This is a genomic window from uncultured Psychroserpens sp., from assembly GCF_947500255.1.
Lineage (GTDB): Bacteria > Bacteroidota > Bacteroidia > Flavobacteriales > Flavobacteriaceae > Psychroserpens.
In genome coordinates, this window is sequence record NZ_CANMRL010000001.1 from 1,242,092 (window position 1) to 1,267,515 (window position 25,424).

A 25,424-nucleotide genomic window follows, 5' to 3' on the forward strand; every position below is an offset into this window, starting at 1 on the left:
ACGTTTTCGCTGCTATACTTGACATAAGATTAACCAAAACTTCACAATTGTATAGCTTTTATGTGTTATATTTACAACTTGTAGTTGATAAATTATGGCATTACACAAATTATTAGTTGACGATTTTTATGATGCTTCTTTTTCGCTTCTAGCTATTCATTGTAGATTAGAAGATTATAGATTAGCTTATCTCCTCAATAAACATTTGGGACTTAATTTAGAGCGAAAACCACAAGATTTAGACTACAATTATTTTGCAGCTTCTTTTTCTATTTACGAGTGGGAAAACAAAAGGTTTGATACCGTTTGGAACCTTGTATCTAATATTTGTAAAAAAGAAGAAGCGGCGCTCCAAAGCTCAGGTTCGTTGTTTGAAAGTCCAACAACAGTCACTAGAACCTTTAACCTGTTACCAGAATTGAAATCAGTAGACTATCTTATTAAAGTATCTAATGAACACAGAAATTTTAATGAGAAGCATATTCTAAATACAATTCAAACGATACCACAAGTGATTACCACTTATAGTGTAGATGTCGACCAAATAAAATCTAAAGACCACTTAATTTTTGATTAATGTTAAGAACTAAAAAAACCAAAATAGTAGCTACATTAGGTCCAGCGACAAGTAGTAAAGATGTTCTAAAAGGAATGCTTGAAGAAGGCGCAAATGTATTTAGAATTAATTTTTCTCACGCCGATTACAAAGATGTAGAAGAGCGTGTAAAAATGATAAGAGACCTCAATAAAGAATTTGGTTACAATGCTGCTATTTTAGCAGATCTTCAAGGGCCTAAATTGCGAGTTGGTGTAATGAAAGGTGAGGTTATTGTTAATGAAGGCGATGAGATTGTTTTTGCAACGGGTGAACGTTTTGAAGGAACCAAAGAACGTGTTTATATGACCTATGACAAGTTCCCTCAAGATGCTAAACCAGGAGAACGTATTCTTTTAGATGATGGAAAACTAATTTTTGAGGTCGTATCTACAGATAAGAAATCTGAAGTCAAAGCAAAAGTTATTCAAGGTGGACCACTTCGCTCTAAAAAAGGAGTCAACCTTCCTAACACCAATATTTCACAACCAGCTCTAACCGAAAAGGATGTGAAAGATGCCGTATTTGCTTGCGGATTAAAAGTGGATTGGATGGCATTATCCTTTGTGCGACATGCAGAAGACCTCATGCAGTTAGAAGAATTAATCAAAAAACATAGTGATCATAAAATTCCAATCATCGCCAAAATTGAAAAACCCGAAGCAGTAGACAACATTGATAAAATTGTAGCCTATTGTGATGGATTGATGGTAGCCCGCGGAGATTTAGGTGTTGAAATTCCTGCTGAAGAAGTGCCACTCATTCAGAAAAAATTAGTGTTACGAGCAAAACGCGCTAGAATTCCAGTAATTATTGCGACTCAAATGATGGAAACCATGATTACAAGTTTAACACCTACACGTGCCGAAGTTAATGATGTGGCCAATTCTGTGATGGATGGTGCAGATGCTGTAATGCTCTCAGGAGAAACGTCTGTAGGGAATTATCCAATACAAGTTATCAAGCAAATGGCTGGTATTATTAGGAGTGTAGAAGACTCCGATTTAATTCAGGTACCACAATCGCCACCACATATTAAAACCAAGCGTTATATTACAAAATCTATTTGTTTCCATGCGGCCAATATGGCCAATGAGATCAGCGCCAAAGCCATCTCAACATTAACTAATAGTGGGTATACAGCGTTTCAAATTTCGGCTTGGCGACCAAGTGCACATATTTTAGTGTTTACATCTAACAAGCGTATTTTAACACAACTCAGTTTACTTTGGGGAGTTGAAGCATTTTACTACGATAAGTTTGTGAGTACCGACGAAACTATTGAAGATGTAAATGCCATAGCCTGTAAAAAAGGTTATCTCGATGTAGGAGACATGCTTATTAGTTTGGCGGCAATGCCAATTCAAGAGAAAGGAATGGTAAACACCTTAAGAGTAACCGAAATCACAAGTTGTAGTTTTTAAGATTTGGACGTTACCCGAGGGTCGCACTTTATTCGTTGGTTTCTATTTTATATTATGGAACTCATGAATATGAACATTTCACTACTCGCTCTCTTTGAGGAACTCAAACATGTTGTTCAATCGCTAACGCAGAAACTTTATTACACCAATGATTATTTTAAAAGAAGATTGGTCCTATACATTAGAAAAAACTAAATCTGAATCGTATATATTAACAGTAGTTTGTGGAAGCATTGGTATTTATGAAATTAAAATAGCACTTAACCCTGACGAAATTCAAAAGTTTATAAATCATGGAGAGTCATATATTGTTCAAAGCGTTCGAAACATACAAGAATCACCTTCAAAATATACAGATCGACATATAGATGATACATCTAAGTCGTAATGCTTTTATTTATTTTCAATTATAGTTTTAAAATCAACTTTATAAATCCGGCTTGCACCATTATCATATCTATTAATCTGGTTTAGGAGTTCTTCTGTATCAGTATATCCAGATTCCTTTTTTTCGACATTGTTTCTACGACTAGTCAAATACAATGTTCTTGTTTTGGTATTCACAAACGGGCAATACTCCATGTCTTTAGAGTTAATGGTTTCTCCTAAGTTAGTCGCTGTTTGCCATACGCCATTTTCGCGTTTGCTCATATAGATATCGCCACTTCCAAGGCCATCTGGTCTGCGCCAACCACCAAATAGGATATATGATTCGTCAGGTGCTACAAAAGCATTGTATTCGGCACCTTTAGTATTTACACCTTCGCCTAACACAACGGGTTCAGAATAGGCTCCATTTTTCCATTCGCACATAAAAATATCGTCCTGAGATTCTAACTCCTTTTTAACCGTTGTAAAATAAATGTTGTTTGATGAGGTTACCGATGGGTAAAATTCATCCAACGCAGAGTTTACTGGAGCACCAAGATTGATGGGCTGCGACCATTCCAGATCCAATTGATCTCGCTGCACATACCAGATGTCAAAATCCTTAACGTTAGTGCTATCTTTTGAAACAGGTCTGTTAGACGCAAAGTAAAGTTTTAAACCATCAGGAGACAGAAAAGGTTCTAAGTCTGTATACTGACCAGAGAAACTAGCAATTTTTGGGTCACTCCATGTGTCATTTTCCTTTTGTATATGCATGACAACAGACAGTTCTCTGGCTGGACTTAATAAGGTAAAATAAGCTTCATTTTCTTCAGGATCTATTGTGAAATCTCTAACATTAATAAACTGAGAAAATATGCTTGGAGCAAAGGGAGTTACAGCACCTTCTTTGTATGTGATTTGTGGTGGTTTCTCTAGGTCTACTTCATTCGTTTCGGAAGACTGTCTTTCATTACAATTAAATAGTAATACGCACAGTACTAATAGGCTTATTGATTTCATAAGGATTGGTTTTATACTACAATTTAGAAACTATCTGATTTAATGCGTAAAAGATTAACAGTATTTAGCATTTGAGACTTGTTAAAAATCAAATTTCAATTGTACACTAACTGGTTTTTCTTTGACTTTAGGTGTTTTGGCTTTTGAAGTTTCGGTATTTAAATTAGATAATGAAATCCCTAATAATCGCACCGAGTTATTTAATTTATCTTGATATAATAAATCTTTAGCAGTTTCTAGAATGATACTTTTATCGCTAATAAAATAAGGCAAGGTTTTACTTCGAGTTTGCAATGTAAAATCACTATACTTTATTTTTAAAGTGACTGTCTTTCCAGCAACATTACTTTTGGCAAGACGTTTAGCGACCTCTTCAGCAATATGATCTAGTTTTTCGAGCATAAAGATTTCCGAAGATAAATTCTCGCTAAAGGTACGTTCGGCAGCGAGCGATTTTCGAATGCGGTTTGGTTTTACCTCACTGTTTTGGATACCACGAACAATGTAGTAATAATAGCGTCCCGATTTTCCGAAGTTCTCATCGAGATATTCCAGTGATTTCGCTTTTAAATCCTTGCCAGTAAAAATCCCTTTCTGGTACATTTTTTCGGCAGTAACTTTTCCAACACCATAAAACTTTCTAATATCTAAGTCTTCCAAAAATTGAAGCACCTCTTCTGGGTTTACAGTTTTTTGTCCGTTAGGTTTGTTATAATCGCTGGCTACTTTAGCAATAAACTTGTTGATGGATATACCTGCAGATGCTGTTAATCCTACTTCATTAAAAATACGTGCTCTAATCTCTTGAGCAATTAAGGAAGCACTTGGATTCCCTTTTTTATTTTCAGTGACATCAAGATAGGCTTCGTCGAGCGATAAGGGTTCAACGAGATCGGTGTAATCATAAAAGATATGACGTACTTTTTTAGAGATTTCGGTGTAACGCGCAAAATCGGTTCGTACAAATATCAGTTCAGGGCATAACTTAATTGCTAGTCGACCAGACATGGCGCTTTTCACGCCAAATTGACGTGCTTCATAACTTGCAGCGCTTATAACACCACGCGTGCCACCACCACCTACAGCAATAGGTTTACCTTTAAGTTTTGGATTATCCATTTGCGCTACAGAGGCATAAAAGGCGTCCATATCGACATGAATGATCTTTCGTATTGGTAAATCGTTTGACATCATGTAAATTTAGACATTAAATGTCTTTTTTCATGATAGAAATAGAACGTAAATTTTTAGTGACTTCTAAAGCTTTTAAAGACGAAGCACATAAACAAATTCGGATTGTTCAGGGCTTTTTAAACACAGATCCTGAGCGAACAGTTAGAGTGCGGCTAGAAGGTGATAAAGGGATTTTAACCGTTAAGGGAAAATCTACTAATGACGGATTATCCCGTTTTGAATGGGAAAAGGAAATTTCGAAAACCGATGCGAAAGCACTTTTAGAGTTATGCGAAAAAGATGTTATTGATAAGTTGAGATATGAGGTAGATGTTGGACAACATACCTATGAAATTGACGAATTCTATAAAGACAATGAAGGTCTTATTATTGCTGAGGTAGAATTGAGTCACGAGGATGAAGCTTTTGAAAAACCAGCATGGTTAGGACAAGAGGTGACAGGAGATATTCGCTATTACAACTCGCAATTAAGTAAGGATCCATTTAAGAATTGGACATTATAAATTTTAATATTATGAACATAAAAGTTTTATATTTTTTATCGGCTTTGCTGCTATTGTCGTGCAATAAAGATGCAAAAGACACCGAAATTGCTGGCGATAATATGGCAAACGACATTGCAAAAGAAGAAAAGCGATCTATTAAAGAGCTTAAAGAAGAACTCAAAGCAAAGGGCTATCAAACATTTGATTATATAGATGAAAAAACGCAAGATACTATTGTGATGCAGCAGTATTTCATTGCGTTTTTAAAACGGGGAAACAATAGGTCGCAGTCAAAAGCAGAGGCCGATAGTCTTCAAAAATTACATTTGGCACATTTAGGTAAAATGTATGAGATGGGCTATGCGGATATTTCTGGTCCGTTTGGAGATGATGGTGATATAAGAGGTATTACAATTTATAATGTACCAACACTAGCTATGGCAGATAGTTTGGCTAATGCTGATCCCATGGTAAAATTTGGACGTTTGGAGATTGAAATTCACCCTTGGTGGGCAGGAAAGGGACTTCCTTTACGATAACAAAAAACCCACTCGAACGAGTGGGTTTTTAAATATCTTAAAAGTTTTGATTATGCTTTCTTTTCTGCACAACAATCTTTTTTACAATCTTCAGCACAAGCCATTTTTTCTTTAGCGCTTTTATTAGCACAAGCAGCTTTTTCTGCAGCCGTACATTCATGCTTTTTTTCTGAAGAGAAAGAATTAACAGTTTTCATGTCTTTTACTTTGTAGGTATCTCCTGCTTTTGCAACTGCTTCTTCTAGAGAGTTTGGTGTTACCATAGCTTCATCATACTCAACCATAGCGATTTCTTTTTCAAAATCTACTTTTGCAGATTTCACACCATCCATTTTTGCAATTTTCTTTTCGATAGTTTTAGCACAACCCATTGCACAAGTCATACCTTCAATTCCGAATTCTGCTTTAGCATAAGTTGCATTTGGATCTAACTTCTTAGCCGCATTCGTATTAATTTCTGTTTTAGATTCTACCGTCTTTACTTCAGGTGATGTTTCACTCTTACAAGCAATCATTGATGCTGAAATGAATGCGATAGCTAAAATATTTCTTAATGTTTTCATAGTTAAATTTAATAGTAATTCGAACAAACTTAATAAATATTGATGTTCCTTGCATGAAAATTAACGAATTTTGTGAATTACTTAAGAAAACCTATGCAAAACACAAACGTCAAATGGCTATATCTACTGGTTTTATCATTAATTTGGGGAAGTTCTTTCATTTTAATAAAAAAATCTCTTCTTGGTCTAACACCATTTCAATTGGGTGCATTGCGAACACTTATCACAGGTGTCTTTTTGTTTGCAGTTGGGTTGAAAAGTATTAAATCGATTAAAAAGCAAGAATGGAAATGGGTTATTATTTCTGGTTTTCTTGGGTCGTTTATTCCAGCATTTTTGTTTGCCATCGCCGAAACCGAAATTGATAGTGCGATTACGTCAATTTTAAATTCGTTGGTGCCATTAAATGCTATCTTATTGGGTTTCGCAATTTTCAAAATAGGATTTACTAGACGCCAATTTCTTGGAGTGATTATCGGTTTTATAGGCACAAGTATTTTGATTTTAAGAGGTGCAGATTTGAATCCGAATCAGAATTACTTATATGCTGGGTTTGTTATTATTTCAACTGTAATGTATGCCCTCAATGTAAATATTATTAAAAAATACCTTCAAAATGTAAAACCCTTGAGTATTGCTACAGGAAATTATGTTGCGATTATGATACCAGCTTTAATTATTTTGATGTTTACAGATTTCTTTTCTGAAAGTACTTATAAGCATCCAGATTTTAAGATGGCGATGGTGTATGTTGTTATTTTATCTTTATTTGGAACAGCTTTGGCGAAAGTGCTGTTCAATACCTTAGTACAAATTTCGACACCAGTATTTGCTTCTTCTGTAACGTATTTAATGCCAGTTGTTGCTTTAATTTGGGGCTTATTGGATGGTGAGGAGTTTGGTGTTATTCAAGTTATTGCTAGTGCAATTATTCTTTTAGGAGTGTATTTAGCAAATAAGAAAAAGGCATAAAAAAACCCGAAGAACATAAGTGCTTCGGGTTTTTTGATTTGATATTTATACTCTAATCTTCAAAATCTGCGTCAGTAACTCCTGTATTAAGAATTGCTTCAACTAATTTTGATTCTACAGTTTGTGGGCCTAAAGCACCAACTTTAGTATGAGGGAACATGATTCCTTCTACTGCTTTGTAATTAGAAAATTCAGATTCTTGGTTTTGAGTTTGACCTTGGAAATTAATCACAGATACCTCTTTAACTTTTAAACCAGATTCTACATCGTAAAACGACGTAATTGCAACTGTACTTCCTGGGATTTCTATTTTGTATGCGTCTTTCCCATTTACTTTTTCAATACCTGAAAGTTTAGCTTTTCCAGAAGCCATAAATCCTAACTCAGGAAATACACCTATAGATGGTTTAAGATCATCTAACATCGCTTGAGGCATTGGTATTTTTTGCCCACCTTGCTTCATATACATTTCAGAATCTTTTGCAACTACAGACATCATTGGAGACCCATTCATTGAAGTCACGTTAGCAAATTTATCAGCTGTTCTCTTTTCTTCAACCAATACAGTAGCTCCCATTGCAGAAGCTTCGTATTTTAATACAACAGATGTTATTCTACTCACTTTGTCTTTACCACCAATAGCTTCAATATAATTAGCTAATACAGTGTTAGCATCCATACCCTCTGGCATCTCAACATCATAGTTAGGCTTTTCAGTAGGATTAGCATAAGCATCATAATACTTGATAGGAATTCCAGTTTTTTCAAGATTTTCTAAGACTTCACTTCCTTTTCCAACAACTATAAAACGAGCGTTTTCAGTTTTGAAATATTTATTTGCCACACGATTAACATCATCTGCAGTAACAGCGTTGATTTTTTGTAAGTATGTTGTGTAAAAATCATCTGGAAGATCATTAAGCTTAATATTTAAAGCATAACGCGCTATGGTTTGCGGACTTTCTAAAGCCAATACAAAATCGCCAACATATTTAGCTTTTGCATTTTTAAGCATGTCTTGAGCTACAGGTTCTTTTTTAATACGATTGATCTCCTTTAAGGTTTGAACAACAGCACTATCAGTCACCATGTTTCTCACAGCAGCACCTGCGCTAAAACGAGATGCATACTCATCTACTCCAATTCTAGAACGAGCACCATACGTATAACCATGTTCTTCACGAAGATTCATGTTTAGGTAACTATTAAACCCACCTCCTAAAATTTTATTGGCAATTAATACAGAATGGTAATCATCATCTTTCATTTCTAAATCAACGTTATTTGTCAATGAAATGTTAGATTGAACAGCATTTGGCATATCAACAAAGTTGATTTGAGTGTACTGTGCATTAGGCGCTTCTTCAGGAACTGTATAATCTACAGCAACTGATTTATCCCATTTGCCAAAATGCTCTGTAATTTGCGTTTTAACAGTTTTAAAATCTACATCTCCGACAACAACTAAATAGGCGTTGTTAGGATTGAAATATTGCTCATAGAACGAAACGACATCACCAAAAACAACATTACCTGCAGTTTCTTTTGTTGTGAACTCTCCATAAGGATGATTTTTACCATAAGATAATGCACCACCAACACGACTAGCAACGGCATCTACACTTTTCTCATTAGTTTTTAAACCTTCGATAAGTTTTTCTTTTTCTTTCTCGAACTCTTCTTTAGTCAATAGCGGATTAATAGCAGCATCTGCCATTAATTCTAAGATACGATCTGAATATTTAGATAGAGAACTTGCAAAAGCACCACTAAATCCAAAGTTAATGTTAGCGCCTAAGAAATCTACCTCTTCGTTAAATTCGTCTTTAGTGATATTGGTAGTTCCGTTCCCCATCATTGCACCAATTAAACTTTCAACACCTGCTTTTTCACCAACAGTCATTGGTTTATTGTCTATAGTTAATGAGTAAGATACTCTAGGCAGTTTGTGATTTTCAACCACTAAAACTGTTAATCCATTTTTTAATTTGAATTCTTCAGGTTTATCCAAAGAGATTTTTGGAGCAGGTCCTGGTTCAGGCATTTTAGATCTGTCAACTTGTGCAAATACACCAACAGACATTAAAAATGCTACTATAAATATTGATATTTTAAATTTCATTTTCATCTTATTTTTTAGTTGTCAGTTTTTTCTTTTGGTAAGTATTCTAACTCAACACGTTGGTTAGGATTCAAGTATTTTTTTACAACATCTTGAATTTCCTGTCTAGTAATTGATCTGTAGATATCAATTTCGTTGTTGATCAAGTTAATATCTCCATATAACATATAATATCTTACCAAAGAATTAGCAATTCCTTGAACACTAGAATTAGAGTTTACAAATCTATTTTCAAATTTATTCTGAAGTTTTTGATAGTCTTTTTCTGAAATCAATTCATTTTGCATTTTAACGATTTCTTCGTCAATTTCGGCAAGTAAAGTATCTAAAGACGTATCGCCTAACGGAAGCCCATAAATAGCATAGATACTGTAATCCATTTGCTCGACGTTGATAGCTCCGGCTTGAAGCGCCATTTTTTGTTCATCAACTAATTTTTTATAAAGCTTAGATGTTTTACCATCACTTAAATATGCCGAAACCATATTTAAAACATAAGAATCTCTTGTACCATACCCAGGAGTTCTGTAAGCGGTTATAATACCTGGAATTTGAATATTTGGATCATAGAATTTTGCTTTGATCGTTTCTGTGATTGGCTCTTCTTTAGGGAAGGCTCTTACAGGATCCGTTCCTTTAGGAATATCTTTAAAGTATTTGTTTACTAATTTCTTAGCTTCTTTGCTATCAATGTCACCTGCAATAACTAAAGCAGCATTGTTAGGGCCATACCATTTTTTGAAATAATTTTGAAACTCTTCTAAAGTAGAGGCGTCTAAATCTGCCATTTCACCAATATTCTTATTCTTATAAGGGTGTACTTTAAATAAGTTTTCGCTTACGGCGAATAAAAATTGCCCATAAGGCGAATTATCATAACGTAAACGTTTTTCTTCTTTTACAACTTCGTTTTGTGTGTCTACACCTACTTGGTCAATCACAGGGTGGAGCATACGTTCAGATTCCATCCAAAGTCCTAGTTCTAGATTATTTGATGGGAATACTTCATAATAATACGTTCTATCAAGTGAGGTGTTAGCATTATTACTTCCTCCATTGGAAGAAACAATAGTAAACCATTCGCCTCTGTCAATATTCTTCGTTCCTTCAAATAAAAGGTGCTCAAAAAAGTGAGCAAATCCTGTACGTGGTGCTTCGGGCTTTCCTCCTAAGTCTTTTCCTCCAACATCATACATTACACCAACAGTAACTACTGGAGCGGTATTATCTTGGTGTAAGATAACATGAAGTCCGTTATCTAAATCAAATTCTTCAAATTCAACTTTTTGAGCATTGGCAGAAAAACCAACAAGCATCAAAGAAGCTAAAAATAATAGGCATTTTTTCATTGTGAGTTTGTTTTAATTTTTTTTATACGTGTGATAAGTGTCTCATTTAAAAAAAATGTTACACAGTTTCCACAAAAATAGCGAATAGCAATGCTTTTTCAGTAGTTTTTGATGCAAAAAAAATCATAAAAACACCCATTTTAATCATTTTTTTTACGAACTTTAGTAATCCTACGATTTAAAAACCAGATAGTTATGAATACTTCATTCAAAGTAGCTTTACGGTATGGCATATTTATTACCATAAGTTTGATCGCTTATTTTTTAATTTTAAAGTTGTTTAACCTCCACGAAAATCCATGGTTGAGATTATTTAATGGTATAGTCATGTCTTTAGGTATTTACTATGCCATAAAGCATTATAAGTTAATTTCTAAAGATGAGTTCTCTTATATTAATGGGGCAAAAACGGGCTTAGTTACAGGGTTTGTGGCAACCGTAATATTTACTGTGTTTATGGCGATATATATGTTTCATTTGGATTTACCTTTTACTGAAAAATTGCTTGGCGACTGGTTTAATGATTATGAAGTAGGCGCTAATATTTTACTCTTTATCATCTTCATTGAAGGTTTAGCCTCGACTGTTGTATTATCTTTAGGATTTATGCAACTCTTCAAAAAAAGCTATAATATCTCTCAAAATCTATAAAACGTTTGTAGATTAAGAATTTAGACGTATATTTGCACTCATTTTTTGAACAAATTAATTAATAAAAACGTTACGCTATGTACGCAATTGTAGAGATAGCAGGGCATCAATTTAAAGTTGAAAAAGACCAAAAAGTTTTTGTTAACCGTTTAGCAACAGAAGAAGGTAAGAAAGTTTCTTTCGATAACGTTCTTTTAATAGGAGATGGTAACAATGTAACTTTAGGCGCCCCAGCTATAGACGGAGCACAAGTAAGTGCAAAAGTCTTAAAGCACCTTAAAGGTGATAAAGTGATAGTTTTCAAAAAGAAAAGAAGAAAAGGTTACCGTGTAAAAAATGGACACAGACAATCTTTATCTGAAATCGTAATCGAAAGCATCGTAGCTTCTGGAGCTAAAAAAGCCGCTCCAAAGAAAGAAACTAAAAAAGCTGAACCGAAAAAAGTAGAAGCAAAAGCTGCTGCTCCAAAAACAGAAGCTAAGAAAGCTGCACCAAAGGCTGCTGCTAAAAAAGCAACGGGAAAAGCTGACGATTTAAAGAAAATCGAAGGTATTGGACCAAAGATTGCTTCAACTTTAGTTGAAGGAGGAATCGCAACTTTCGCAGATTTAGCTAAAGCTAAACCAGCTCAAATTTCTGAAATCATCGCAGGTGTTCGTGGAAACCACGTTACTGATACTTGGCCAAAGCAAGCTAAATTAGCTGCAGATGGTAAGTGGGATGAATTAAAAGCATTACAAGACGAATTAGATGGTGGTAAAGCCTAAGGCAAACCACTTAAGTATAACAATATAAAACCTTAAGACAATGGCTCATAAAAAAGGAGTAGGTAGTTCTAAAAACGGTAGAGAATCAGAATCGAAACGCTTAGGTGTTAAGATTTTTGGTGGACAAGCTGCAATAGCTGGTAACATTATCGTAAGACAAAGAGGAAATACACATCACCCAGGTGAAAATGTGTATGGCGGAAAAGACCACACTTTACATGCTAAAGTTGATGGTGTCGTAAAATTCACAAAGAAAAAAGATGGTAAGTCTTTTGTTTCTATTGAGCCGTTTGAAGCTTAATTTGAATTTTATTTAATACTATAAAAAACCCATTCTCATTGAGAATGGGTTTTTTGTTTTTGCAATCTTAAGATGCTTATGGTTATATGAAATCTCAACCGGTCTGTAAAGTTTCACCAATTATTATTGAAGTTATAGAAGACTAATCCACAATCTTCATTTTCTTCAGTAAAAAACTCGCATTCATATTTTGGCAAATCCCTTTTTTGAATTTGTAGTCAAAATAGAGCTCATCGTTCACGATTTCTGCATCAAAATAATAGTTCTTAACGTCGTCTAATTCTTCGGAAATTTCACAAAGACTTAAATCGTGCGTGGCAATAATACCTGTCGCATTTCCAGCAACTAATTTTTCAACGAATTTTCTTGAACCAATAGCTTTATCGGTACTGTTTGTTCCTTTTAAAATTTCATCTAGAATAATGAAGTAAGGTTCTTTATCAATAGCATCTACGATAAACTTTAAACGTGTTAATTCTGAAAAAAAGTAGCTACTGTCATCTGTAAGAGAATCACTTGTTCGCATACTCGTAATGAGTTTTACAGGTGAGTATTCACTGGACTCCGCACATACTGGTAAACCTACATTAGCCATGACAATATGTAAAGATACAGTTCGTAAAAACGTGCTCTTTCCTGCCATATTTGCTCCAGTCACAATAAAAAACTCTTGATCTTTAATAATGACATCACTACTAACACGTTTAGACCTATTTAATAATGGGTGACCAAGTTGAGTCGCTTTAATCACAGACTGCTCTTGAGTTATTTTTGGAAATACATGTTCAGGGTGATTAAAAGCGTAGCTTCCCAAGCTGTTATAGGCGTCAAAAAATGAAACGACTTCAAACCAATCTTCTACTTTATGAGCATATGTTGAAATCCATCGTTCGACCTTATAGGCATTTTTAATATCAGATAGGAGGTAGCCATTCCCAAAAATTGCCGAAATAAGGTTATTTCTATTATCAAGTGCATCTAAGTGTTTTGAGAATTCTGAGAAAATGACAGAAGCTTTTTTGTTTTCAGATTGAATCTTTTTTTGTTTCTCCTGAAGTAACTCTGAGGTAAACGTTTTATTTTCTATCTGAAGTAATAATGAAGCATATTGTTTAAATGTATCTTTTGTTTTATCAGAATTAGAAGCAAGACTATTGATGTTTTTTAAATACCTTCCTGTTACTACTAGACCAACAAAAATCCAATAGCCAAACACACTAATATCTAAAATCTTTAATATGGCTAGAGCCAATAATACTATGGAAATAGACGCAAACACCCATGGAATCCATTTCATTTGCTTTGGGATATAAGTCTTATGCGTTTTTAACCAATTAATAATTGTTGATGCAGGTGTTTCGGTTATAATTAAACTTGAAGTGGCTGCATATAGTTGAATCCATTCGGGATTTTGAGACAGTTCTTTTATGGCGTCTTGGCGTTTTTCAATATTGGTAATAGTATTGGCTTTAAGGCTTTTAGCTAATTGTTGTTCGCCTTCTGAAGAACTCGTTCTATTAAGGTATTGAAAAAAAGAGCCTTTTCCGAAGAGATCAATATCTAAACTATAAAAATGCTTTGGTTCTTGAAATGTCAAACCCGGATCTCTATGATGAAAATCCCCTGATGCAATTTTTAACTCTTCTTCGTTTATTGAAACTAGTGATCTATGGAGCTGACGCTTTGCTTTTGTATCAGTATATCTAGACAAGAAAAAGATAAAAATTCCTAGTCCGATAAGACCAAAAACAGTAGCCATCTGCCAATTTGGAAACGCTATATAAACGGCACTTACAGATACAATAAAGGTTAATAAACGCAAGGTGCTCAATAAGATGATTCGCTTTTGAAGTAAAGCAGCTTCGGCCTTATGTTTTTCTAATTGAGATGTATAAAATGATGTTGGACTATTCATAGTTTAATTTGAGGTATAAAGAAACAAAAAAACCCAAGTCGTTACAACTTGGGCTAAAATATATTTAGAATTTGGTTGGTTAGTTTAACCTTTAAGCGATGCTTTTAAATATTCTTGGTTCATACGTGCAATATTTTCTAAAGAAATTCCTTTAGGACACTCTACTTCGCAAGCTCCAGTATTAGTACAGTTACCAAAACCTTCTTCATCCATTTGTTTTACCATATTTAATACACGATCGGTTGCTTCAACTTGACCTTGAGGTAATAAGGCAAATTGAGACACTTTTGCACCAACAAATAGCATAGCACTCGAGTTTTTACAGGTTGCTACACATGCACCACAACCAATGCAAGTTGCTGCACTAAAGGCGTCATCTGCATCGTGTTTGTTTATAGGAATTGCATTGGCATCAATTGTATTTCCAGAGGTGTTTACAGAAATGAATCCTCCTGCATGTTGGATGCGATCAAAAGAACTTCTATCAACAATTAAATCTTTGATTACAGGAAAGGCTTTTGCTCTAAATGGTTCAATGTAAATAGTATCACCATCTTTAAATTTTCTCATGTGCAATTGACATGTTGTAATGCCTCTATCTGGTCCGTGAGCTTCTCCATTGATATATAGAGAACACATACCACAAATTCCTTCACGACAATCGTGGTCAAAAGCCACAGGTTCATCATCTTTGGCAACCAGACTTTCATTTAAAACGTCCAGCATTTCCAAAAAAGACATATCTGGAGAGACATCACTAATTTGATAGTCTACCATTTTCCCTTTGTCGTTGGCGTTTTTTTGACGCCATATTTTTAATGTTAAATTCATAACAAGTGTTTTTTATTGTTCTATTCTGTGGTCTTTACCTATTTGAGAAATCTCTAAACCAGTTTTCTCAAAATCGATATCTATGCCACCAGTTTTCTTTAAGATAAAATTTAAAAGAGAACACGCTATTATAGTAATTATAAAAACGAATATTCCCATGATAACTAACATGAAAATAATACCTAAAATTCCGCCGCCTAACATTGCTGCACCTGCTGCTAAATCATTTGAGCCACCAATTAATGATCCCAATAAAATAAAAGGAACATATATTATTAAAAGAATCAGTAGATATACTAATGTAACAACTACTGCATATTTTACTGGATCTATTCTTTTTAATTTTAATCTTAAGGTATTAATATTGGTATTCATTATTTATAGTTTAGTTGGTTAGTGTTTGATTACGTTTTATTTGTAACTTCTTTCTTTTACTTCAATATTTTCGTATACAAGGTCTTCTTTGTGAAGTACAGCATCTTTTGGTTCTCCTTTATATTCCCAAGCAGACACATATTGAAATTCTTTACGACGCATGGCTTCACCTTCACCTGTTTGGTATTCTTCTCTAAAGTGCCCACCAGCAGACTCTTCTCTTAGTAAAGCATCTTTAGCAAATAACTCACCTAATTCTAAGAAATCTGCAACGCGTAATGCTTTTGCTAACTCTTCATTATATTCTTGATCTGTACCTGGTACTTTTACATTTTTCCAGAATTCAGCTCTTAACTCAGCGATTTCTGTAATGGCAGATTTTAGATCTTCGGCATTACGAGCCATTCCACATTTATTCCACATAATTTTTCCTAAACGTTTGTGGAAATGATCTACAGAATGCGTTCCGTTATTATTGATTAAATGGCTAATATTATCAATAACATTCTTTTCGGCTTCATCAAATTCTTTTGTATCCGTAGAAATTTTCCCTGTACGAATATCATCAGCAAGATAATCACCAATAGTATAAGGCAATACAAAATAACCATCGGCTAGACCTTGCATTAATGCTGAGGCTCCAAGACGGTTAGCACCATGATCTGAGAAATTAGCTTCTCCAATGCAGTATAACCCTGGAACAGTAGTTTGTAAATTATAATCTACCCAAACACCTCCCATAGTATAATGTACAGCAGGATAAATCATCATTGGCGTTTCGTAAGGATTTTGATCTACAATTTTTTCGTACATCTGGAATAAGTTTCCATACTTGTTCTTTACGATTTCCTGTCCTAATTTTTTAACAAGTGCCTCATCATTTTCGTCTAGACCTTTAACATGAGCTTGCTCTTTTCCGTAGCGCATAAATGCCGAAGCAAAATCCAAGTAAACAGCTTCACCAGTAGCATTTACACCATAACCAGCATCGCATCGTTCTTTAGCAGCTCTTGAGGCAACATCACGAGGCACTAAATTTCCGAAGGCAGGATAACGACGTTCTAAGTAATAATCTCTATCCTCTTCAGCTAATTGTGTCGGTTTTAATGTTCCTTCACGAATTGCCTCTACATCTTTTTTATGTTTAGGAACCCAGATCCGTCCATCATTACGTAATGACTCAGACATCAAGGTTAATTTTGATTGGTGATCTCCAGATACAGGAATGCATGTTGGGTGAATTTGAGTGTAACATGGATTAGCAAAATAAGCACCACGTTTGTGTGCTTTCCATGCGGCAGTCACATTACTTCCCATAGCATTGGTAGATAAGAAAAACACATTACCATAGCCTCCAGTACCTAATACAACAGCATGAGCCGAATGTCTTTCAATTTCTCCAGTGACTAGATTACGAGCAATAATACCTCTAGCTTTTCCATCTACAATGACCACGTCTAACATTTCATGGCGATTGTACATTTTTATTTTACCGCGACCAATTTGACGGTTCATAGCGGAATAAGCACCTAATAATAATTGCTGCCCAGTTTGACCAGCAGCATAAAACGTTCTTGATACTAATACACCACCAAATGAGCGGTTGTCTAATAAACCACCATATTCACGAGCAAATGGTACACCTTGTGCTACGCACTGGTCAATAATATTTGCAGATACTTCAGCTAAACGATAGACATTGGCTTCACGTGAGCGGTAATCACCACCTTTAACAGTATCGTAAAATAGACGATAGGTAGAATCACCATCCCCTTGATAGTTTTTTGCTGCATTAATTCCTCCTTGGGCTGCAATAGAATGGGCACGTCTTGGAGAATCTTGAAAACAAAATGCTTTTACATTATAACCAAGTTCGGCAAGCGTTGCAGCAGCAGAACCTCCTGCTAAACCTGTTCCAACAACAATAACATCGATGTTACGTTTGTTTGCTGGATTAACAAGGTCAATTGTATTTTTATGATTGGTCCACTTGTCTGCAAGTGGTCCTTTAGGTATTTTAGAATCTAAAGCCATAATTATGATAATACATATTTAAGATGATGGTAAACAGCAATAAAAACAAATCCTAAAGGGACTAGTATAGCATAAGCTTTTCCAAATCCTTTTAATCCTTTAGTGTATTTGTTATTTGCGCCAACCGATTGAAACGCCGAATTAAAACCATGTAAAAGGTGTAGTGCTAAAAAGATAAAAGCAATAACGTATAATATCGTTCTTACATGACTGTAAAATTTATGTTGTAATTCTTCGTAGTATCTAAAACCACTATCAGCAACTTCAGGATTAATTAAACCAGACATGTCGCCATTAATAAATTTTGTGTTTATTTCTGGAAACCAGAAATCATAAAAGTGTAGTCCAATAAAAGCTAATATCGCTAACCCGCTCCAAATCATATTTCTACTCATCCAAGTTGAATTAGCAGCACCATTGTTTTTAGCATAGCTAATATTTCTAGCTTTAGTATTTTTAATTTCTAATACAAATCCCATAACAAAATGGAAAATCACACCTAAAATTAATACAGGTTGTAATGCATATTGCACTAAAGGATTGGTACCCATAAAATGTGACACTTCGTTAAATGTATCGGGATTGAATACTGAAAGAATATTTATTGCAAAATGTTGTAAAAGGAAAAACATTAGGAAGAGTGCCGAAAGTGCCATAGCAAATTTTCTTCCAATCGACGAATTTAAAATTCCGCTCATTATAATTGTAGTTAATTATTTGTACTACAAAGATAAGGTTCACAGGTATGTGCTACAAATTTTAGCTTCTATTTTAGTTATTTAGAATGGGTTTAATTAAAAGTTGAATCTCGGATTGACAATAGAATTGTAAATCGATCCAAATTGATAACTAAAGCCTAGACTTACAAAGTAGTTGTAACCTGATTGTAGTTGTTGTTGTTGAAGTAATAGTTCTTCAAGCGATACATCACCTGCAGGAAGATTGATTTGGTCTCTTGTAATTCTGTAACTACCACTTACATTAAAATTAAATCCTTTAAATACACGAATGTTCGCGCCTAAAAAGAATCCGAATGAATGTAATTCTGTATCGTGTAGATATTGATTAAATGAGGCCTCTCCATTTATATTTCCCCATTCTTGACGAAAACTTCCTCCTAATAAAAAAGAATGTTGAAACAAGAGCTCTTTGTCTTCTGCAAATATGGATCTTTCAATATAATTATTGAATACTAGTCCGTTTCTATACGACAAAATTAGTTGCTTTTTTGCAGATTCAGCATATCTAAAAAAGTTATATTCTATGGCTGGTCTTAATCGCCAAAATAGGTCATAGTTACTAAATGTTGAGGTTCCAATATTTCCGAAGAGACCATAAGACCAATGGTCATTAATGCTTATGACATCACTAACATTTAAAGATTTGTTGTTGTTTATTGCTACAATATCTTCGCCGTCAAATGTGAATGTTGATTTGTTCTCACCAAAATTTGCACGAAATGAAAACTTGTTTTTTTCTGTCACACGTCTTGCCGACAGGTTAAAATTTAATCGACTGAACTTATTAGACTCTTGACCATCAAAAAAACCATTAGCTCCAACTCTAAACACCCAATAATTCCATGGATCTACCTCAGGCTTATCTTCTGTTTCGGTTTCAGGACCAGGAACAGAAACACTAACGCTTGATATATTGTCATTAGCAATCCAGAATCGGACTAACCCTAATTTTATGTATTCTAAAGTACGTCGTCTAACATCATCACGTGTCATATTAGAATCTGTAGAGAACTCTAATTTATAATTGATGTTTTCAAACTCATTTTTCCCAATAAAGTCAATTTCGTATAAACGTCCTCCACTTCCATTTCTTTGAGTGACAAAAAATAAGTGTACATCACTAAGATCTTGATCTCTAACAAACTGTACGTTACCTAGATTTTGTCTCATGTAGGTATTATCACAAACATTACAATCGAGAAATATTTTTAGGTCATCGTTCAACTCATCTTGCGAAAAGGCAATAGAAGAGATAAACAATGCTAGTAGTAAAAAGGCGGACTTTAGCATAATTTGTGATAGTTAGGTTGCAAATATTGAATATTAAAATTTAATAGTGTGGTAGTGTTGCTATTTTATGTTTTTTTTATGATTGTTATATTTTGAATGTAAAACTAGACAGCTTTTAATTAAATAATGTCAAAATACTGCAAAAGAAATGTCAATCTTTCTAAAATACTTAGTCTTTTAGGTCATATTGAAGACAGGCTCTTTATTTAATTCTCTACACTAGGAATTAATCCTCTTAATCCCATATCGACAACTTGTTCTCCTGCTCCGGGTTCGTACTTTCCATCTGCATTCACTTCGGTCCACTCAAAACTATTATTAATTGAGAAGGATAATGTAACTACAACATCTTCAGTTTCATTTCCAGAAATAGTTAATCCATTTTCAAATTCACCTGTAACTACACATGAACCTTGCGGAATTGGAGACGAGCTAAATAATGGGTTTGGAACTGTCGTTGCACCTTCAGGAGCTTGACCTTGAGAGGTAAAACCTAAGGCTTCAAATGCCCAAAACCCTTGTGCTCGATTTCCGTTAACGTCAATCGCAGAACCATTAAGATCAAAAGAGGTGATGTATGAATTGTAACCAACAAAACTGGCTAAGGTTCCCGAAATATCTTGACCATTTACCAATACATCTATGGAGCCTTCTTGATAAGCCAGAGATACTCTAACCCATTCGTAGTTACCTACAGAAATACTGTTTAATGGAATGGTTAAAAAGACCTCGTTGTCTCCTGCAAAAAGTGCATTTTGGAAATCAATAGCCTGAGAACCGCCTGCTAAAGTTTCAAAACCTTCAAAAATGATTTCACCAGCACCTAAAGCTGTTGTAGACGTTTGAGCAAATTCAATATAATTGGCATTCATTTGGTTTATTGTTGGCGATTGTGCGGCATTACCATTAGCCACAGATACAGGTTGTCCAAGATTACCTAATCGTTCTTGTGTTGAATCAAATTTTAATTTGACAATGAGATTAGGCGTTGTAGATTGGCTTGTATCATCCTGGTCATTACTACATGAAAGCATCAAGGATAACATCAAAACACAAATAAATTTGAGTGATTTCATCAATTTAGAGTTTTTAGTATAACTCCCAACCCAATAATTTATTTTACTTCGAACATTCTTTTTTCATTTCCAATTTGAATAGTGTACTTCCCTTTTGGGATATAGTATTTACCATTTTGTGCTTTGTTGATATCGATGCTAGAGTTTTCTTTTAGTAATGCTTTTCGCCCTTTTTCGGTAAGTGTCAAATCGTAAGTTGTATAATTAAAACCTTTATCGGCATTAATTTTCATCTCGTTCAGCAAAGTACCATTTTCTGAAAGCACTTTAATTGTTTTTCCTCCTGTACTATTAGTGAAGAAACTTATGTCGATTGATGGTTCATATGGATCAGACCATTGGCTAAAAGAACTTCCCCAACGTGATGAAAATCTGATGTCGTTAATCTTAAACAAGGTCTCAGCTTTAGACATCATCTTATCATTCATTTGTTGCAGAGGAGAAATATCAGTTTTGTAAATACTTCTTCCATGCGTTCCTAAAAGTAAATGCTTAGCGTCTGGTTGCACTACAATATCATGAATGGCCACGTTTGGAAATCCGTTACTAAATGCTTCCCAGCTCACACCTTGATTAAATGAAACATAAGCACCATTATCGGTTCCTAGATACAACACATTATCATTTTCAGAATCTTCTCTAATCACATTTACAGGAGAAGCAGGAATATTAGAACTTATATCTTTCCATGTGTTTCCATAGTCATTACTCATATATACATAGACTTTAAAATCGTCCCAACGATACCCATTAAGCGTCACATAAACACGTTCTTTTTTATGCTGAGAAGCAACGATTCGACTTACCCAAAGATCTTTAGGAAAGGTATTGGAAATATTTTCCCAGCTTCCACCAGCATCTTTAGTAAGATGAACTAATCCGTCATCACTTCCAGTATAAATTAATCCAAACTGAAATGGCGATTCACTTATTGAAGTTAAGGTTCCGTAGGCCACATTGCCTTTTTTTCCACCATTAGTAAGATCGTCACTAATGGCTGTCCAATTAGTTCCTTGATTCATTGAGCGCATAAGTTTATTGCCACCTAGATATAAAATATCTTGATTGTGTGGCGACAATAAAATAGGAGTTTGCCAATTGAAGCGGTATGGATTTTCGCCTAATTCATGCTTTGGTTGAATATAAGTTTGTTCATCGGTTTCTAAATTAAGTCTGAAATAGTTTCCAAATTGGAATCCTGTATACACAACATTGTGATTTCTACTATCAATTTGAATTTGCATTCCATCGCCACCCATAATACTTTTCCATGGATATTGGCCACTTTGATGCCACCTTTTATTTTCTCTTGAGCCATAAGCACCAACCCAAACGCCGTTATCTTGTAAACCTCCATAGACATTATATGGTTGAGCATTGTCAACATTTATAGCATAAAACTGACCAACTGAAGGTGAATTATTTTTAATCCAGTTTTCACCATCATCATAGGTAATATTAACACCACCATCATTACCATTGATAAGATGATTAGGATTTTTAGGATTAATCCAAAGCGCATGATGATCGGCATGAACATTTTCGGCGTTTATAGATTTGAATGTTTTTCCACCATCTTTAGATTTTACAATAGGCACGCCATAGATGTAGATGTTATCAGAATTATTTGGAGCCACATAAATATGTCCAAAATAGTAGCCATAACTATAATAGATACCATCTAAATAGTTGTCATGTGTTTTTTTCCAAGTCATTCCACCATCAGTACTTTTGTAAACTTCGGTACCAATTACTGGAGTATCAAACAGCAGTGAGTTCGCATTTTCTAAGTATTTAGCTAGGTCGATAGGTTTAACATTTCCACTACGTACCATTTGTTTGACATTATCTGCTCGATATTTTTCTTGAAACCCATTCATTTTTAAATAGGCATTAAGCTTTTTATTGTCTAGGGCTAAAAATGTTTCGGTTGACATGGTTTTGAAATCGTCTTTAGACAACATTTTTGAGGTTTCTTTTTTTGTTTCAGAGGGTCTACGAAACTGACTGTCGTGAATGGCATAAACAATATTATCATCAAAAACTGCTAGGCCAATTCGCCCAACACCTTGACCAGTTGGGAAGCCACTTTTTTCGGTAGAGACTTTGGTCCATGTATTTCCTGCATCTGTACTTTTAAAGATGGCAGAATTATTTCCACTACCATCAAAATTCCATGCTTTTCGATCTTTGGTCCACGAAGAAGCAAACATCAAATTAAAATTATTTGGATCACGTTGTACGTCTATAATCCCACTCATATCATCAATAAATAATTTTTGAGACCATGTGTTTCCACCATCTGTAGTCTTATAAATACCACGTTCTTGGTTAGGAGAATATAAGTGACCTGTAACACCAACAACGACATGGTCTGGATTGTTTGGGTTTATTAAAATACGACCGATATGATGAGAATCTTTGAGGCCCATATTTTGCCATGTTTTTCCATTATCTGTAGATTTTAAAATTCCAATTCCAGCATAACTTGATCTGGATGAATTGTTTTCTCCTGTACCAACCCAAATTGTTCCATTTTTCCAATCAACAGCAATATCTCCAACATTTTGAGTATTTGATGTGTCGAGTATTGGATTAAATGTTGTTCCGTTATTGTTTGTATACCATACACCTCCAGAAGCATAGCCCACATAAAATTCGGTTGGGTTGTCTGGGTTAACATCTAGATCTGTTACTCGACCACTCATTACTGTAGGGCCTATATTGTCAAAAACAACGTTTTTTACTAATGATGTTTTAGTGAGTTGTTCTTTTTGAGCGAGCGCTTTATCTACAATTTGAGATGAAGTCGAAGGTTGTTGTGCAGCTACTGTAATTGCACTTAAAATAAGTGTAAGCGAAAGAAATCGTGAATAAAACATATTGGTTAGAATTTTATTGGCATGAAATTACCATTTTTTTAAATAATAATGATAGTTTTCAACTGTATTTAACGCTTTAATACGGGGTATGATTAAAGAATTTTAGAGTTGTCTTTTATTAATGGCATCAAAGAATTTTTTACGATAAGTATTACCAATAGGCAATTGCTTTTCATGTATCCAAACAGTGTCATTATCGATCTTGTTTATATGTGATAAGGCAATAATATAGGACTTATGAATTTGGATGAACTGTGCATTAGGCAATCTTTCAGATAAGTGTTTGAGTGTGCTGTAAGTTATAATTTGTTCATTATTTAGTTGTACTGAAACATAGTTTTTTAAACCTTCTATAAATAGTATTTCTTCAATGAACACACGATTGAAATTATGTTTCCCATCGGTTTTAATAAAAATAAAAGCATCTTCATTTTCTTCTGTTTTGAAAGGTTTTGCATATTGTTTTTGCGCTTTTAAAACAGCTTTATAAAAGCGTTCAAAAGCAAATGGTTTCAGTAGGTAATCAGCTGTTGCTACTTCATAACTATCTAGTGCAAATTCAGAATAAGCTGTTGTGAATATGATTTGAGTATGAGATGCAATAATTTTTGATAGTTGAATCCCTGTAATTTGAGGCATCTGGACATCTAGGAATACTAAGTCTATGGGATTGGACTCTAAAAATGCTAGAGCTTCTAATGGTTTAGTGAAGGTCTTTTGTAATTTTAAAAAGGCCACATCAAGCACATACCGTTCGAGCAATCTCACAGCTGCAGGTTCATCATCTACAATAATACATTTTAACTGTTGCATCAAATGGGAATTTTTAGATAAGCTAGATATGTGTTGTTCTTTTGTTTGGTATTCAATATGTAGTTTTTATCAAATAATAGCTTTAAACGTTTTTTAATATTGTTAGAACCAATGCCTTTGTCCATATAGTTTTCAGAAGGGTTTACTTCATTTTTTGTTTGAATTTCCAAATACTCATCGCTAACATTAATTTTAATAATCGCTCGTTGCTCTGAATCGTTAATAATACCATGTTTACATAGATTTTCGATAAAATGGATGAGCATTAGAGATGGAACTTTTTGACTACTTACTTTTCCTTCTATTGATAAATCTACAAAAAACTCGTCCTCATATCTCCTTTTAAAAAAATAAAGATAATCTTCAATGAAAGAGATTTCTTTAGACAAAGGCATATAATTGTCTTTAGCATCATAAGTGACATATCTCAATAATTTAGAAAGTTTTAGAATGTCATTGGCTGTTTCTGGTTGTTTATCATATAGCTCTGAGTAAAACCCATTTAAGGTATTGAATAAGAAATGTGGACTTATTTGAGATTTTAGCATTGCCATTTGTGCTTCTTGATGTTGTAGTTCTAATTGATGTATTCTGAATTTGTTTTCTGTGAATCTAAAAAACAAAAACATAAGGCTGCTAAACAAACATGGTCTTGAGGCGTATAATGCACTATCTGTTAGGTAAATGGCTACAATATTTGGCCTGTTTAGATTGTAATTATGAAAATTGAAGAGTTCTAAAATTAAAATTTCTTCTAAAAAAAATCTAACGATAGCAAAACATAAAGTCATTATGACAAATGAAAATAAGTACTGTACTATTTTGTTAGGTTTTAAAAAACGAGGCGCAAAGACCAAATAGTTTAAAAGATAAACGGAAAAGTAAGCAATATTATAAGTAAAGAATAGTATAACAGCTCCAGGTTTAAACCAAGACGTCCTACCTTGGTTAAAAATTAAATCATTAGAATATTCCCAAGTTTGTCCTATTAAGATGAGTAAAAACCCAAAAATGATGTTGTATTTAAGTTCTTTAGATAATCGCATACTACGAATTTAAGACCATTCTGTACAGTAGTTTGTATAATTATATGAACGGTGTATTTTCTTATACC

The 25,424-nt window shown here is 34.2% G+C and carries 24 protein-coding genes; 9 read left to right on the plus strand and 15 right to left on the minus strand.

The annotated features are described in order from the left end of the window. Window positions 1-94: 94 nt before the first annotated feature. From Q0783_RS05385 to Q0783_RS05395, 3 genes are all read left to right on the plus strand, one after another. Complete coding sequence (locus Q0783_RS05385) at window positions 95-577, plus strand: IPExxxVDY family protein (protein WP_230934742.1); 483 nt, start codon at window positions 95-97, stop codon at window positions 575-577. After that, window positions 577-2,019 (plus strand): pyruvate kinase, encoded by a 1,443-nt coding sequence (gene pyk / locus Q0783_RS05390; RefSeq protein WP_298893826.1) that lies wholly within the window; start codon window positions 577-579, stop codon window positions 2,017-2,019. Before Q0783_RS05385 ends, pyk begins: the two co-directional genes overlap by 1 nt. Window positions 2,020-2,167: 148 nt before the next feature. After that, the gene (locus tag Q0783_RS05395) at window positions 2,168-2,407 is read left to right on the plus strand and encodes a hypothetical protein (RefSeq protein ID WP_298893827.1); all 240 of its coding nucleotides are present in this window, start codon (window positions 2,168-2,170) and stop codon (window positions 2,405-2,407) included. Between the two features lie 5 nt (window positions 2,408-2,412). Here Q0783_RS05395 and Q0783_RS05400 read toward each other — a convergent pair whose 3' ends face one another. Both Q0783_RS05400 and dinB read right to left on the minus strand, forming a co-directional pair. After that, on the minus strand, window positions 2,413-3,411 hold the full coding sequence (locus Q0783_RS05400) for a hypothetical protein (protein ID WP_298893828.1): 999 nt from the start codon (window positions 3,409-3,411) through the stop codon (window positions 2,413-2,415). Between the two features lie 81 nt (window positions 3,412-3,492). Then, a complete protein-coding gene (gene dinB / locus Q0783_RS05405) occupies window positions 3,493-4,602 on the minus strand; it encodes a DNA polymerase IV (RefSeq protein ID WP_298893829.1) in 1,110 nt (369 codons plus the stop codon). Between the two features lie 32 nt (window positions 4,603-4,634). Between dinB and Q0783_RS05410 the strand changes: the two genes are divergently transcribed. Together Q0783_RS05410 and Q0783_RS05415 are read left to right on the plus strand one after the other, a co-directional pair. Next, a complete protein-coding gene (locus Q0783_RS05410; protein ID WP_298893830.1) occupies window positions 4,635-5,108 on the plus strand; it encodes a CYTH domain-containing protein in 474 nt (157 codons plus the stop codon). Between the two features lie 11 nt (window positions 5,109-5,119). Continuing rightward, on the plus strand, window positions 5,120-5,629 hold the full coding sequence (locus tag Q0783_RS05415) for a hypothetical protein (protein WP_298893831.1): 510 nt from the start codon (window positions 5,120-5,122) through the stop codon (window positions 5,627-5,629). A gap of 50 nt (window positions 5,630-5,679) precedes the next feature. On the opposite strand, the gene Q0783_RS05420 is transcribed toward Q0783_RS05415, so the two are convergent. Then, complete coding sequence (locus tag Q0783_RS05420) at window positions 5,680-6,192, minus strand: heavy metal-associated domain-containing protein (RefSeq protein ID WP_298755906.1); 513 nt, start codon at window positions 6,190-6,192, stop codon at window positions 5,680-5,682. A gap of 93 nt (window positions 6,193-6,285) precedes the next feature. Here Q0783_RS05420 and Q0783_RS05425 point away from each other — a divergent pair, with 93 nt between their 5' ends. Continuing rightward, window positions 6,286-7,164: an EamA family transporter gene (locus Q0783_RS05425; RefSeq protein ID WP_298893832.1), complete on the plus strand. Its 879-nt coding sequence runs from the start codon at window positions 6,286-6,288 to the stop codon at window positions 7,162-7,164. A 52-nt stretch (window positions 7,165-7,216) separates the two neighbouring features. On the opposite strand, the gene Q0783_RS05430 is transcribed toward Q0783_RS05425, so the two are convergent. Both Q0783_RS05430 and Q0783_RS05435 read right to left on the minus strand, forming a co-directional pair. Further along, window positions 7,217-9,286 carry an insulinase family protein gene (locus Q0783_RS05430; protein ID WP_298893834.1) on the minus strand — a complete coding sequence of 690 codons (2,070 nt, stop codon included), beginning with the start codon at window positions 9,284-9,286 and terminating at the stop codon, window positions 7,217-7,219. A gap of 14 nt (window positions 9,287-9,300) precedes the next feature. Beyond that, window positions 9,301-10,635 carry a pitrilysin family protein gene (locus Q0783_RS05435; protein ID WP_298755914.1) on the minus strand — a complete coding sequence of 445 codons (1,335 nt, stop codon included), beginning with the start codon at window positions 10,633-10,635 and terminating at the stop codon, window positions 9,301-9,303. A 195-nt stretch (window positions 10,636-10,830) separates the two neighbouring features. Between Q0783_RS05435 and Q0783_RS05440 the strand changes: the two genes are divergently transcribed. The 3 genes from Q0783_RS05440 (at window position 10,831) to rpmA (ending at window position 12,354) form a co-directional block, all read left to right on the plus strand. Then, on the plus strand, window positions 10,831-11,286 hold the full coding sequence (locus Q0783_RS05440) for a DUF4199 family protein (RefSeq protein ID WP_298893836.1): 456 nt from the start codon (window positions 10,831-10,833) through the stop codon (window positions 11,284-11,286). A gap of 77 nt (window positions 11,287-11,363) precedes the next feature. Further along, window positions 11,364-12,053 carry a 50S ribosomal protein L21 gene (rplU, locus tag Q0783_RS05445; protein ID WP_298893838.1) on the plus strand — a complete coding sequence of 230 codons (690 nt, stop codon included), beginning with the start codon at window positions 11,364-11,366 and terminating at the stop codon, window positions 12,051-12,053. 40 nt (window positions 12,054-12,093) lie between these two features. Continuing rightward, the gene (gene rpmA / locus Q0783_RS05450) at window positions 12,094-12,354 is read left to right on the plus strand and encodes a 50S ribosomal protein L27 (protein WP_204344633.1); all 261 of its coding nucleotides are present in this window, start codon (window positions 12,094-12,096) and stop codon (window positions 12,352-12,354) included. Between the two features lie 142 nt (window positions 12,355-12,496). Here rpmA and Q0783_RS05455 read toward each other — a convergent pair whose 3' ends face one another. The 10 genes from Q0783_RS05455 to Q0783_RS05500 all read right to left on the minus strand — a co-directional run bounded on the left by Q0783_RS05455 (window position 12,497) and on the right by Q0783_RS05500 (window position 25,356). Then, window positions 12,497-14,269 carry a DNA mismatch repair protein MutS gene (locus Q0783_RS05455; protein ID WP_298893840.1) on the minus strand — a complete coding sequence of 591 codons (1,773 nt, stop codon included), beginning with the start codon at window positions 14,267-14,269 and terminating at the stop codon, window positions 12,497-12,499. Between the two features lie 84 nt (window positions 14,270-14,353). Next, window positions 14,354-15,100, minus strand: coding sequence for a succinate dehydrogenase/fumarate reductase iron-sulfur subunit (locus tag Q0783_RS05460; RefSeq protein WP_230934756.1), 747 nt, complete (start codon window positions 15,098-15,100; stop codon window positions 14,354-14,356). A gap of 12 nt (window positions 15,101-15,112) precedes the next feature. Then, a complete protein-coding gene (locus Q0783_RS05465) occupies window positions 15,113-15,475 on the minus strand; it encodes a hypothetical protein (protein ID WP_298893842.1) in 363 nt (120 codons plus the stop codon). 36 nt (window positions 15,476-15,511) lie between these two features. Continuing rightward, a complete protein-coding gene (locus tag Q0783_RS05470) occupies window positions 15,512-17,509 on the minus strand; it encodes a fumarate reductase/succinate dehydrogenase flavoprotein subunit (protein WP_298755941.1) in 1,998 nt (665 codons plus the stop codon). A gap of 2 nt (window positions 17,510-17,511) precedes the next feature. Beyond that, window positions 17,512-18,207 carry a succinate dehydrogenase cytochrome b subunit gene (locus tag Q0783_RS05475; protein WP_298755944.1) on the minus strand — a complete coding sequence of 232 codons (696 nt, stop codon included), beginning with the start codon at window positions 18,205-18,207 and terminating at the stop codon, window positions 17,512-17,514. 96 nt (window positions 18,208-18,303) lie between these two features. Beyond that, window positions 18,304-19,539 (minus strand): hypothetical protein, encoded by a 1,236-nt coding sequence (locus Q0783_RS05480; RefSeq protein WP_298893844.1) that lies wholly within the window; start codon window positions 19,537-19,539, stop codon window positions 18,304-18,306. 206 nt (window positions 19,540-19,745) lie between these two features. After that, window positions 19,746-20,615, minus strand: coding sequence for a hypothetical protein (locus Q0783_RS05485; protein WP_298893846.1), 870 nt, complete (start codon window positions 20,613-20,615; stop codon window positions 19,746-19,748). A 38-nt stretch (window positions 20,616-20,653) separates the two neighbouring features. Beyond that, window positions 20,654-23,497 carry a glycosyl hydrolase gene (locus tag Q0783_RS05490; protein ID WP_298893848.1) on the minus strand — a complete coding sequence of 948 codons (2,844 nt, stop codon included), beginning with the start codon at window positions 23,495-23,497 and terminating at the stop codon, window positions 20,654-20,656. A gap of 102 nt (window positions 23,498-23,599) precedes the next feature. Further along, on the minus strand, window positions 23,600-24,310 hold the full coding sequence (locus tag Q0783_RS05495; protein ID WP_298893850.1) for a LytTR family DNA-binding domain-containing protein: 711 nt from the start codon (window positions 24,308-24,310) through the stop codon (window positions 23,600-23,602). Continuing rightward, a complete protein-coding gene (locus Q0783_RS05500) occupies window positions 24,310-25,356 on the minus strand; it encodes a histidine kinase (protein WP_298893852.1) in 1,047 nt (348 codons plus the stop codon). Before Q0783_RS05500 ends, Q0783_RS05495 begins: the two co-directional genes overlap by 1 nt. Window positions 25,357-25,424 lie beyond the last annotated feature (68 nt).

What these genes read in the sequence shown, in the direction of transcription:
- Q0783_RS05400 (WP_298893828.1), bottom strand. Translation starts at nt 3,411, where the DNA reads ATGAAATCAATAAGCCTATTAGTACTGTGCGTATTACTATTTAATTGT.
- Q0783_RS05395 (WP_298893827.1), top strand. Translation starts at nt 2,168, where the DNA reads ATGATTATTTTAAAAGAAGATTGGTCCTATACATTAGAAAAAACTAAA.
- Q0783_RS05420 (WP_298755906.1), bottom strand. Translation starts at nt 6,192, where the DNA reads ATGAAAACATTAAGAAATATTTTAGCTATCGCATTCATTTCAGCATCA.
- Q0783_RS05480 (WP_298893844.1), bottom strand. Translation starts at nt 19,539, where the DNA reads ATGCTAAAGTCCGCCTTTTTACTACTAGCATTGTTTATCTCTTCTATT.
- Q0783_RS05410 (WP_298893830.1), top strand. Translation starts at nt 4,635, where the DNA reads ATGATAGAAATAGAACGTAAATTTTTAGTGACTTCTAAAGCTTTTAAA.
- Q0783_RS05435 (WP_298755914.1), bottom strand. Translation starts at nt 10,635, where the DNA reads ATGAAAAAATGCCTATTATTTTTAGCTTCTTTGATGCTTGTTGGTTTT.
- Q0783_RS05440 (WP_298893836.1), top strand. Translation starts at nt 10,831, where the DNA reads ATGAATACTTCATTCAAAGTAGCTTTACGGTATGGCATATTTATTACC.
- Q0783_RS05465 (WP_298893842.1), bottom strand. Translation starts at nt 15,475, where the DNA reads ATGAATACCAATATTAATACCTTAAGATTAAAATTAAAAAGAATAGAT.
- Q0783_RS05475 (WP_298755944.1), bottom strand. Translation starts at nt 18,207, where the DNA reads ATGAGCGGAATTTTAAATTCGTCGATTGGAAGAAAATTTGCTATGGCA.
- Q0783_RS05460 (WP_230934756.1), bottom strand. Translation starts at nt 15,100, where the DNA reads ATGAATTTAACATTAAAAATATGGCGTCAAAAAAACGCCAACGACAAA.
- Q0783_RS05495 (WP_298893850.1), bottom strand. Translation starts at nt 24,310, where the DNA reads ATGCAACAGTTAAAATGTATTATTGTAGATGATGAACCTGCAGCTGTG.
- Q0783_RS05500 (WP_298893852.1), bottom strand. Translation starts at nt 25,356, where the DNA reads ATGCGATTATCTAAAGAACTTAAATACAACATCATTTTTGGGTTTTTA.
- Q0783_RS05490 (WP_298893848.1), bottom strand. Translation starts at nt 23,497, where the DNA reads ATGTTTTATTCACGATTTCTTTCGCTTACACTTATTTTAAGTGCAATT.
- rplU (WP_298893838.1), top strand. Translation starts at nt 11,364, where the DNA reads ATGTACGCAATTGTAGAGATAGCAGGGCATCAATTTAAAGTTGAAAAA.
- Q0783_RS05425 (WP_298893832.1), top strand. Translation starts at nt 6,286, where the DNA reads ATGCAAAACACAAACGTCAAATGGCTATATCTACTGGTTTTATCATTA.
- pyk (WP_298893826.1), top strand. Translation starts at nt 577, where the DNA reads ATGTTAAGAACTAAAAAAACCAAAATAGTAGCTACATTAGGTCCAGCG.
- rpmA (WP_204344633.1), top strand. Translation starts at nt 12,094, where the DNA reads ATGGCTCATAAAAAAGGAGTAGGTAGTTCTAAAAACGGTAGAGAATCA.
- Q0783_RS05455 (WP_298893840.1), bottom strand. Translation starts at nt 14,269, where the DNA reads ATGAATAGTCCAACATCATTTTATACATCTCAATTAGAAAAACATAAG.
- dinB (WP_298893829.1), bottom strand. Translation starts at nt 4,602, where the DNA reads ATGTCAAACGATTTACCAATACGAAAGATCATTCATGTCGATATGGAC.
- Q0783_RS05385 (WP_230934742.1), top strand. Translation starts at nt 95, where the DNA reads ATGGCATTACACAAATTATTAGTTGACGATTTTTATGATGCTTCTTTT.
- Q0783_RS05470 (WP_298755941.1), bottom strand. Translation starts at nt 17,509, where the DNA reads ATGGCTTTAGATTCTAAAATACCTAAAGGACCACTTGCAGACAAGTGG.
- Q0783_RS05430 (WP_298893834.1), bottom strand. Translation starts at nt 9,286, where the DNA reads ATGAAATTTAAAATATCAATATTTATAGTAGCATTTTTAATGTCTGTT.
- Q0783_RS05485 (WP_298893846.1), bottom strand. Translation starts at nt 20,615, where the DNA reads ATGAAATCACTCAAATTTATTTGTGTTTTGATGTTATCCTTGATGCTT.
- Q0783_RS05415 (WP_298893831.1), top strand. Translation starts at nt 5,120, where the DNA reads ATGAACATAAAAGTTTTATATTTTTTATCGGCTTTGCTGCTATTGTCG.